This is a genomic window from Candidatus Latescibacter sp., assembly GCA_030692375.1.
Lineage (GTDB): Bacteria > Latescibacterota > Latescibacteria > Latescibacterales > Latescibacteraceae > JAUYCD01.
On sequence record JAUYCD010000242.1, the window covers coordinates 1 to 9,830 of the forward strand.

At 50.8% G+C, this 9,830-nt stretch carries 10 protein-coding genes; all 10 read left to right on the top strand.

Going from position 1 to position 9,830, the window contains the following annotated elements; all coding sequences use genetic code 11:
- Positions 1-418: 418 nt before the first annotated feature.
- On the top strand, positions 419-2,740 hold the full coding sequence (locus Q8O92_14620; GenBank protein MDP2984550.1) for a DNA translocase FtsK: 2,322 nt from the start codon (positions 419-421) through the stop codon (positions 2,738-2,740).
- A gap of 269 nt (positions 2,741-3,009) precedes the next feature.
- On the top strand, positions 3,010-3,597 hold the full coding sequence (locus Q8O92_14625; protein ID MDP2984551.1) for an outer membrane lipoprotein carrier protein LolA: 588 nt from the start codon (positions 3,010-3,012) through the stop codon (positions 3,595-3,597).
- A 182-nt stretch (positions 3,598-3,779) separates the two neighbouring features.
- The gene (locus Q8O92_14630) at positions 3,780-4,013 is read left to right on the top strand and encodes a type II toxin-antitoxin system HicB family antitoxin (protein MDP2984552.1); all 234 of its coding nucleotides are present in this window, start codon (positions 3,780-3,782) and stop codon (positions 4,011-4,013) included.
- Between the two features lie 65 nt (positions 4,014-4,078).
- Positions 4,079-5,776 carry a S8 family serine peptidase gene (locus Q8O92_14635; GenBank protein MDP2984553.1) on the top strand — a complete coding sequence of 566 codons (1,698 nt, stop codon included), beginning with the start codon at positions 4,079-4,081 and terminating at the stop codon, positions 5,774-5,776.
- Positions 5,773-6,303, top strand: a complete 531-nt coding sequence (locus Q8O92_14640; protein MDP2984554.1) for an HIT domain-containing protein — start codon at positions 5,773-5,775, stop codon at positions 6,301-6,303. Before Q8O92_14635 ends, Q8O92_14640 begins: the two co-directional genes overlap by 4 nt.
- Positions 6,304-6,497: 194 nt before the next feature.
- On the top strand, positions 6,498-7,358 hold the full coding sequence (locus tag Q8O92_14645; protein MDP2984555.1) for a M23 family metallopeptidase: 861 nt from the start codon (positions 6,498-6,500) through the stop codon (positions 7,356-7,358).
- Positions 7,359-7,443: 85 nt separating this feature from the next.
- Entirely contained in the window at positions 7,444-7,836 is a 393-nt protein-coding gene (locus Q8O92_14650; protein MDP2984556.1) for a polymer-forming cytoskeletal protein, read from the top strand.
- A gap of 6 nt (positions 7,837-7,842) precedes the next feature.
- On the top strand, positions 7,843-8,247 hold the full coding sequence (locus Q8O92_14655) for an ATP synthase subunit I (protein ID MDP2984557.1): 405 nt from the start codon (positions 7,843-7,845) through the stop codon (positions 8,245-8,247).
- A gap of 5 nt (positions 8,248-8,252) precedes the next feature.
- Positions 8,253-9,095, top strand: a complete 843-nt coding sequence (gene atpB / locus Q8O92_14660; GenBank protein ID MDP2984558.1) for a F0F1 ATP synthase subunit A — start codon at positions 8,253-8,255, stop codon at positions 9,093-9,095.
- Between the two features lie 16 nt (positions 9,096-9,111).
- Positions 9,112-9,828, top strand: a complete 717-nt coding sequence (gene atpE / locus Q8O92_14665) for an ATP synthase F0 subunit C (protein ID MDP2984559.1) — start codon at positions 9,112-9,114, stop codon at positions 9,826-9,828.
- Positions 9,829-9,830: the final 2 nt, after the last annotated feature.

The window sequence follows — 9,830 nt, forward strand, 5'->3', positions numbered from 1 at the left end:
AACCCGTATCGTCGGAGAATTACTCCTTGATAGCATCTATCTCGTTGAAATACTTACCATTCCTTTCGATAGATTCAAGACAATTACTCAAAAACAGCAACAGTTGTCTTTACCTCTCAAATTTTAACCGGACAGTTATGACATGACGACATAAATAATTGCGCATGTTTTGAGTGTTTAGATCCTGAAACGAGTTCAGGATGACACATGTCATGCCGAACTTGTTGCCGCTTCGCGGGAACGGTAAAACCGTTTCGGCATCTATTTTGGAGCAACTACTTCCCTTGCCCCCCGGGGGAAAGGGACAGAGGGTTAGGGGGCGGCCGATTTCGCACAGTTACTTTTGCTTTGACTCTTTTCGGCGGGATACTATATTTATTGTTTATATCCCCATACCGGAGAGGAGCGTAGTTTTTTTATGGGAAAAGATTCAGACAGGGTAAAAAGTCGGTTGAGGGAGATACTTGGTATTCTCCTCATCTGCTTTTCCATTTTCCTCCTTGTGGCTCTCCTGACCCACAACCCGGAAGACTGGCCCAATTCCTCACGGCGCGGGTATCCTTCTTCTAACATGGCGGGGCCGCTCGGCGCCTGGCTGTCTTTTGCCCTCCTTGCTTCCCTGGGATATTCCGGCTATGCGCTCCTGGCCTTGCTTATCATCATCGCCATCGTCCTTTTTCTCCATACAACAGCCCGCGTTATAGTGAAACCGGCGGCAATCCTCGTCACCTTCATTTTGTTTGCGCCGCCGCTGGTTACCCAGGTTTCGGATGCGCTCACCGGCAATAATACCCTGGCGACCCCGGATTTCACATACGGCGGTTTCATCGGCTGGTATATTACCGACCTGATGATAACCTACCTTGGCCGGGTCGGCGCATATCTGGCGCCGATTGCGGTGATCCTGATCGTTGTGGTGCTTACAACGAGTTTGAAGCCTTCCACAGCGGTCGAGGCGGTTCTCACCCTTTTCGGCGGCCGTAGGGGCGATGCGAAGCGCGAGAAACGAATAGCAGGGGGCGATGTACCGGAGCCTGAAGAGGGACTGGATGGCGACCTGGAGGAAGAAGGCGTTATGGATAATAATGAGGATCCCTTCCTCACCCCGGTGGAGGAGGAGCCGGAACGTCCACCCCCCCGCATACAGCCGACCATCATCAGTGCCCGGAACCCTGATCTTCATCCCGAAATCGCTCGCGGACCGATGAAGAGTCCGCTGCATCGCGCATCTATCAGACCGGAACCTGCCCCGGTGGAGTATGTGTTCCCCGGCCCGGGCATCCTGGACGAATCCCAGAACGATATTCCCTCCGAAAGCCGTGAGGAGATGCTGGAAAGAGCTCAGCGAATCGTTGAGAGCCTCAGGTATTTCAACATTGAATCCGAGGTGCGCCAGATCACTCCCGGACCGATTATTACCCGCTACGAGCTCACGCTGGCGCCCGGTGTCAAGGTCGGAAGAGTAGTAAATCTTTCCGATGACCTGGCGATGGCGCTAAAATCCAAGGGGGGGATACGGATTCTCGCTCCCATACCCGGCAAGGCGGCAATCGGCATCGAGGTGCCCAATAAAACACGGTCCATGGTGTACCTCCGTGAGGTAGTAGAATCGGAGGCGTTCGTCGAAAGCGACCAGCCCCTCCTCATGGGAATCGGAAAGAATACTTCGGGAGACCAGATAGTTGCCGACCTGGAGAAAATGCCCCACCTCCTCATTGCCGGTTCTACCGGATCGGGGAAGAGCGTCTGCATCCATTCACTCATCGCCAGTATTCTCATGAAGGCTCATCCCCATCGTGTGAAGATGATCATGGTCGATCCCAAAGTGGTGGAGCTGAGCGTTTATAATGCCATACCCCATCTTCTTACCCCGGTGATCACCGACCCGAAACGGGCTGCTAATGCGCTCAAATGGGCGGTGCGGGAGATGGAATCGCGCTACCGTCAGCTCGCTTCTCTCGGAGTGCGGGATATCGGGCAGTATAACCGGAAGGTGCATTCCCTGGCCGAAAGCGCCCAGGAGGGCAAAAAGGGAGAAATTCCGAAACTTTTACCCTTTATTATCATCATAATAGACGAGTTCGCCGATCTCATGGTGGTGGCTTCGAATGAAATCGAGGAATACATTGCCCGTCTGGCGCAGATGTCCCGTGCGGTAGGAATCCATCTGGTTCTGGCCACCCAGCGTCCCTCGGCGGATGTGATAACCGGGCTGATAAAAGCCAATTTCCCCTCACGGATTGCGTTCAAGGTGATGCAGGCGGCCAATTCACGTATCATCCTCGACCAGAACGGCGCCGACAAGCTCCTGGGAATGGGGGACATGCTCTTTCTCCAGGCGGGGAAACCTGAACCGGTTCGGCTCCACGGAGCATATATCTCCAGCGAGGAGAGCCAGCGCCTGGTGGATTTCGTGGCCCGCCAGAATATAGAAAAAACCGAAATCATCGCCGAGGATATGTTCGAGGAAGAATCGGAGGATGAAGAGAACAGCCTGGGCATGAGGGACCCGAATGCCCGTGACAGTTTATTTTTCGATGCGGCGCGTCTCGTGGTGCGTCATAACCAGGGTTCGGTGAGCCTTCTCCAGCGAAGGCTGAAAATCGGATATGCCCGTGCAGCGCGTCTTATCGATCAACTGGAAATGGCGGCAATCGTATCTCCCTACGACGGTTCCAAAGCCCGGGAGGTGCTTGTTGATGAAGAGTATATCGATCAACTGGAGAATGAAGGTTTATGAAAATAGAGTATTTCTTAACGTATGCGTATCGAGATAACTCAGGTAAAATGATAGAGAGCGCTCTGGAGGACACTCTGCTTGTTAGATCCCCCCTTTGTCCCTCCTTGTTAAGGGGGGAAAGAACCTCCTCTCCAAACTCCCCCCTTAACAAGGGGGGATGCCGAAGGCAGGGGGGATTTCTTTGCGAATACCGATCTTATCTCGATAGGCATGTATTAAAATTTCTATGGATCGCACTTGTAGTATCGAGTATAGCATGTATTCCGGCGGTGCAGGCCCAGACGTCCTCGCCGGACGCCGACCAGATAATGAAGAAGGTGAAGAAAACCCTGGACGGCATGTCCACGCTTTCCTGTTCTTTTGAATGGAATCATATTTGGAAAACAGTGGAGCGAAACCAGCACATCGAGGGGACCCTCCAACTTAAAAAAACCTACAAGTTGCGGGTGGAATATTCCGCCAAAACCATCGTGGTTGACGGCAAAACAGTGTGGTCATATTCTCCCAAAAACAAGCAGGTGGAAATAACAAAGTTTGAATCAGAGGAAAAAGAATTTCCCACGCCGCAGGGTATTTTTAAGCGGTATGCCGATAGGAAGGCAGCCCTTTCGGGAAATGAACAAGTGAACGGCCGCGAAACGTATATCATCACTCTTGCCGCCCAAGCGGCGGATGGGAAGAATGTTACTGTATGGGTGGACCGGACGTTGAATTTCCCGGTGAAAACGGAAGAAGTTTCCCCGAACGGCGATATTTCCACCTATATACTCTCGGATGTGCGGATCAACGGCAATATCAGCGATTCCGTATTTGCATTCACTCCGCCGGAAGGAACCGATGTAGTTGATATGAGGTAGAAAATGAAGTTGCAAAGTGACAGAGAGACAGAGTAACAAAGTGAAATGCAAAAAAATATGTTACTTTGACGTTTTGCAACTTTGTAGCTGTCTATTGATAAATGCAGAAGCCCTACTATTGCTATGCAAAAGCAGGGAACTCATTCGGCATGAACTGTACGTCTGAAAAAGGGAGGTTTTATATGATACGAAATTTCACACTTGAATATTGGCGTGACAACGGATGGTATGTCGGCAAATTGAAAGAAGTGCCGGGAGTATTCAGCCAGGGCATCACGCTTGATGAATTGGAAGAAAACATTAAAGATGTATATTCATTAATGATGGAAGATGAAGCTGAAATTCCCAACGCCGAGATTCATTTAAAGGAAATCGCGCGTTCTGAGTGTTTAGATCCTGAAACGAGTTCAGGATGACACGTGTCATGCCGAACTTGTTTCGGCATCTATCCAGGGTTCCTTTGCACCGTTACTGAGGAGTTATGCGAATTACCGTCCTTTTTTCGCTCATAGCCTGTTTAATCCCGGCAAACTGTCTTTATGCCGATGCCAGCCCTTACTGGGTGTTTTTCAAGGACCGTGGCGCGGTTAATGTCGCCCGAGAGGTCTCCGCGAAGATTGTCGCGGCGGATGAGCCGAAAAACACCGGCCGCCGGGCAAAGATACTGGGTAGCCGGATTTTCGATGAGCGCGACCTGCCGGTGAATCCCGGCTACATCGCCACTGTTGCAAAAATTTCTGGAAGCATCCGTACGGTCACCCGCTATTTCAACGGTGTGTCGGTCGACCTGGACGCTGGCGCCCTCACCCGTGTAGAGAGCCTTCCTTTCGTGCAATCGGTGAGGCCGGTGGAATCCTTCCGCGCGCCCGAAAAACCGGCGCCGGCTCTGCCTTCGATCAAGAAAACTCCCTCCGGGAGAGAAAAACCGGCGGAATTATCGTACGGAAATTCCTTTGAACAAATCAATCTGATCAATGTCATTCCCCTCCATAATAAGGGATACCTTGGCGACGGTATCCGTATCGGTATCCTGGACAGCGGGTTCGACAATCTCGGTCACGCCGCCTTCGACAGCATCCGTATCTCCCATCGCTGGGATTTCGTAGGAAAAGACGGGGATGTCGGCGGCGACGATCACGGCGCCCAGGTTCTTTCGGTCATGGCCGCTCTGGACCGTGGGAACATGATCGGAGCGGCGCCTCATGCCACTTTCCTGCTCGCCCGTACCGAGATCATCAACGAGGTGGATACCAGGATCGAGGAAGACTACTGGGTGGCAGGTCTCGAATGGGCGGACAGCCTCGGAGTGGACGTTGTGCAGTCCTCGCTGGGTTATACGGATTTCAGCGACGGAAAGAGCTATTCGTATTCGGACATGAATGGGCAGACGGCCGTTACCACCATTGCGGCGGATATTGCGGTGGAAAAGGGCATAGTGGTGGTGAATGCAGCGGGTAATGAGGGAAACCAGCCCTGGTATTACGTCACCGCTCCGGCGGACGGGAAGAAGGTAATAGCGGTCGGTTCGGTAAACCGCGACGGCCGGGTTTCCGCGTTCAGCTCGCGAGGACCGACTTTCGATGGCCGGGTGAAACCGGATTTCATGGCTATGGGGGAACAAGTGGAAGTGATAAACGGCATCGGCGACTCTTACCTCTCCCTGCGGGGGACCTCGTTCGCCTCTCCGGCAGTGAGCGGCGCGGCGGCGCTCCTCCTCCAGATACACCAGGACTGGACGCCGGCTGTCCTTTACGATTCCCTCCGGGTATATGCCAGACGGGCAGCGCCGGATACCCTTTACGGCCACGGGATTCTCGATGCCTTTGCCGCTTCCGGTCTCAAGTCAGCCGGGCCTGCGGCGGCTCAGTTTAAAATGTATGATCCCTATCCGCAGCCGGCGGTGTTCAGCAAAGATAACCGCCGGTTGTTGTATTTTCCGGTGGACATACCGGTTTCGGGGAAAACCCTCTCCATCAGAATATTCAATTTTATTGGCGAAAATATCAAGACAATCGAGAAACCCATGCCTGCCGGAGGGAGTTTTCGAGGATTGACGGACGCTCCGAGCTGGGACGGCACGAATTTTACCGGAGATGCAGTAGCGCCGGGAATCTATTTTTATTCGATCCGGCTGGCTGGGTATAGCGGTTACCATGGAAAAATAGCGGTGATGCGATGACAGATAAAACGAATGGTTCTGATGGTTTTGAAAGGCTCTGGGCGCCCTGGCGGATGAAATACATTGATGGGATGGACGTTTCGGGAAACGCGGAATGCATTTTTTGTGAAAAACCCCGTGAAGATGAAGATGAAAAGAACTTCATCGTATATCGCGGGACATCCTGTTATATGATCTTGAATGTATTTCCTTACAACAACGGCCACCTGCTGGTGGTCCCCTTTTGTCATACCTCGGGTCTGGAAAGCCTGGATTCGGAAACACGCCTGGAGCTGATGGACCTTTCGGCGCTTGCGGTTAAGGCTGTCAAAAGTTTCATGCGGCCGGATGGGTTCAACCTGGGAATGAATATCGGACGCTCCGCCGGTGCGGGCATTGCCGATCACCTGCACCTTCATGTTGTACCGCGGTGGAACGGCGACACGAATTTCATGCCGGTAATCGGCTTTACCAAAGTTATAAGCGAGGGGCTGGTGGATAATTACCGCAGGCTCCGTGAGGCTATGGAAAAAATTATGATGAAATAAAGTTTCATAATATTTTATTGCGTTTCTTTCCGAAATAGATGTCGAAACGGTTTCATCGTTCCCGCCTGCGGCAACGGTTTCATCGTTCCCGCCTGCGGCAACAAGTTTGGCATGCTGTTTGTAAAAAAGTTTGACTTGTACAGCAAAACTACCTATTTTTACCATTCAACATTGATTTTTTTAGTGGAGTAATTGTGTCAGACGAGAAAAAAAATAAGTGGATTTCGATCATGATCGTCCCGGAAGAAGGGGCGAGAGTAAAAAAATGGCGGGTTACCACGAGCCGGTTTTTCAAACTGAAAATACTTTTCTGTATAGCCTGTTTTTTTGTGGTAATCGGATTTTTCTCTACCGCTTCGCTGGGATTCATGTACGCCAAAATGCGGTATTATCAGCATTTTAATGACAGGCTTTTGGAGGCTACCGCCAAGCTCAACGCTATCTCTCTGCGTCTGGAGCGGTATAAAGAAAATGAAACCAAGCTTAGAACTATTCTGGGGAGCGATATTGAGCTGCCGAAACCCCCGGCAGTTGAACCGGGAACGGGAACCGCTGCTGGCGCGCTGTCTCCGGGCAAAAGGGGTGGAAACGAATTGGAACAGGCGATTGCCGCAAAAGAATCCAGTCTTCGTCGAAAGCCGAGTATCTGGCCGGTAAACAATCCCTGGCAAGTGACCAAAACATTTAAATATGCCGGCAGGAAGGATAGCCATCTCGGCACAGACATCGTCGCCCGGATGAAATCGAGCGTGGTTGCCACTGCCGATGGAAAGGTAATATTCGCCGGAATGGATGATCTTTTGGGGCTTACCGTAACTATCGATCACGAGAATGGCCTGGAAACCCATTACGGACATAATGAATCGCTCCTGGTGAAATACGGAGATACAGTGCGCAAGGGGCAATCGATAGCCGTGTATGGTGGAATGGACGGGAAATCGAGCACCGGAGTGCATCTTCACTATGCAGTCTACCTTAAAGGGCAGCCGGTTGATCCATTCGGGTATCTTCCGGAAAATCCGGCGATAAAATATGCAAAAAACGATATAAAATAATTGCGGCAGAACGAATTTGAGTTATATTGACTGGCAAAGTTTTCTTTACCTTTCACAAAGCATTTTTTAATATTTGGGGGAATACATGGCAAAAAATGAACCGGAAGGAGCCATGAATACCATCATCGGTAAAGGCACTAAAATCGAGGGTAACATGGAAGTAGCGCAGAGCCTTCGTATCGATGGTGTCTTCAAGGGGTCTATCACTACCACCGATACGTTGATCGTCGGCTCCACCGGGGAACTCATCGATGTAACGATCAAAGTAAAGAACGCCGTTATTGGCGGCATCATCAAAGGCCATCTCGTTGCCTCGAACAAGGTGACCCTGGAGAGCACATCCCGTCTGGAGGGCGATCTGACGGCCAAACTTCTGGTTATCGAAGAGGGCGCCTTGTTTTCCGGCAACTGTGCAAGCGGCGGGGACCGTGGGGAAATCCCTTCTGCCGGACCGAAGATGCCGGCTAAGATCGGTTGATCCATCATGTCGGAATATGTAATTGACTCGTTCAGAAGTTTTGTGAGAAACACCCGGAAAAAAGCCCTGCTTCTTGGAGCTTTTTTAGGTATTATTCTGCTTATTTTCGGAACAAAGTCGATCGGTTTCGGTTATCTGTGCGGGTCGCTGGTGAGTCTGTTGAATTTTCAGCTCATGGCAGCCGATGCATTCGGAATGGCCGATAAACCTTCCAAAGCGGCGAAAAAGTTTATCCTGTTCCGGTATTTTCTCAGATACGCCATACTTTTTTCTGCCCTGGCTCTGATTGTAACCCGGACGGACTTCAACATATTCGCCGCTTTTTTCGGTGTTTTTACCGTGCAGGCCGTCATTATCGGTGAAAAGCTTCTCGCGGCATCAGGCATCACTGGCAGAGAATCGAAGGGGTAATCCTGATGAGCGGTAAGCAGATACTGTATCTGATTCTGGCTGTCTTTATTCTGGAAGTGGCGGTGCTTATTATCCTGGGAGCTGTCGGCAAGGAAGGCGGAAAAGAAAAGGAAGCATGGTTTCAGATCGGTCCTGTCGCTGTCGAAAAGCACGGGATGGAATTGGAATCAATCGGCAAGGTTGAAAAATATCATCTTGACAACACCCCTCCGGATAAGGAAACTTTTTGGGCGATCGATATTTTCCCCGTCAAAATGATGCTGCTGGTGGATGTCCTTCTCATCTTCGCTGCGACCCTTACTGCTGTTACCCTCCGAAGAATACCGGGGAGACTGCAGAGCTTCATTGAGATTGTTGTGGATTTTTTCCGCTCGATAATTCTGGAGACTCTCGGCGAGCATGGTGATCGCCATGTGCCCACCTTGCTCACCCTCTTTTTTTTCATCTGGATTTCCAACATAATAGGGGTTATTCCTCGCCTCGGCGAACCCACCCGCGATCTCAATATCATTATCGGACATATGCTGGTCATGATCTTCCTCGTCCATTTTGAAGCGATTAGGATCAAAGGAATCAAAGCATATATACATGAATACTTTCAGCCCTTTTTTATCATGGCGCCGTTGAATGTGATCGGTGAAATTTCCAAAGGTATTTCACTCAGTGTCCGTCTTTTTGGGAATATCAGCGGCGGCGCCATCATTATCGTGGTGATTTCCTATCTCATCAAATATACTGTGCTTCCAGTTGGATTAAACCTGTTTTTCGGGCTGTTTGTGGGGACAATACAAGCTTTTGTATTCACCGTGCTTTCCATGACCTATTTAGCTGTGGCTATTGCGGAATGATCTAAGGGGTTGATTGATGGACTTTGTCATTTTAGCCAAATATGTGGGAGCTTCCATAGCAGTGGGAATAGGTGGACTGGGAAGCGGATTCGGTGAAGGGCTTACGGCTGGGAAAGCAGCTCAAGCCATTTCCCGACAGCCCAAGATTTCCGGAGAAATCCTCCGAACGATGCTCATCACTCAGGCAGTTACCGAAACATCCGGTATATTTGGATTGATGGTTGCCATTCTTTTGCTTTTTGTAGCGCCTACCGAGGGAGAACCGTCCAAAGTTACAGCCTTTATTGCAGCGGGAATTTGTATGGGAGTCGGAGGCATCGGGGCGGGAATAGGATGCGGTATGGCGGGTAGCGCCGCGTGTGAATCCGTAGCCCGACACCCCAGGATTTCGAGTTCAATACTTCTTAATACCCTCGTCGGACAAGCTGTAACACAAACCGGCTGTATCTTTGCCCTCGTGATTTCCCTCCTCCTCATTTTTATAGCCCCGGATAGTTCAAATATCGGCACCGTCGGCGCGGTGCTGGGCGCCGGTCTCTGTATGGGTATAGGTGCTTTGGGACCAGGATTAGGCGAAGGTTTTGCAGCCGGAAAAGCATGCGATGCGATGTCACGGGCATCTGAATTGGCTCCTGTGATCACCCGTACCATGCTCATCGGGCAGGCGGTCACAGAATCGGTGGTAATTTATGCGTTTGTGGTTGCTCTCCTGCTAATTTTAGTGGCCAAGTGAGG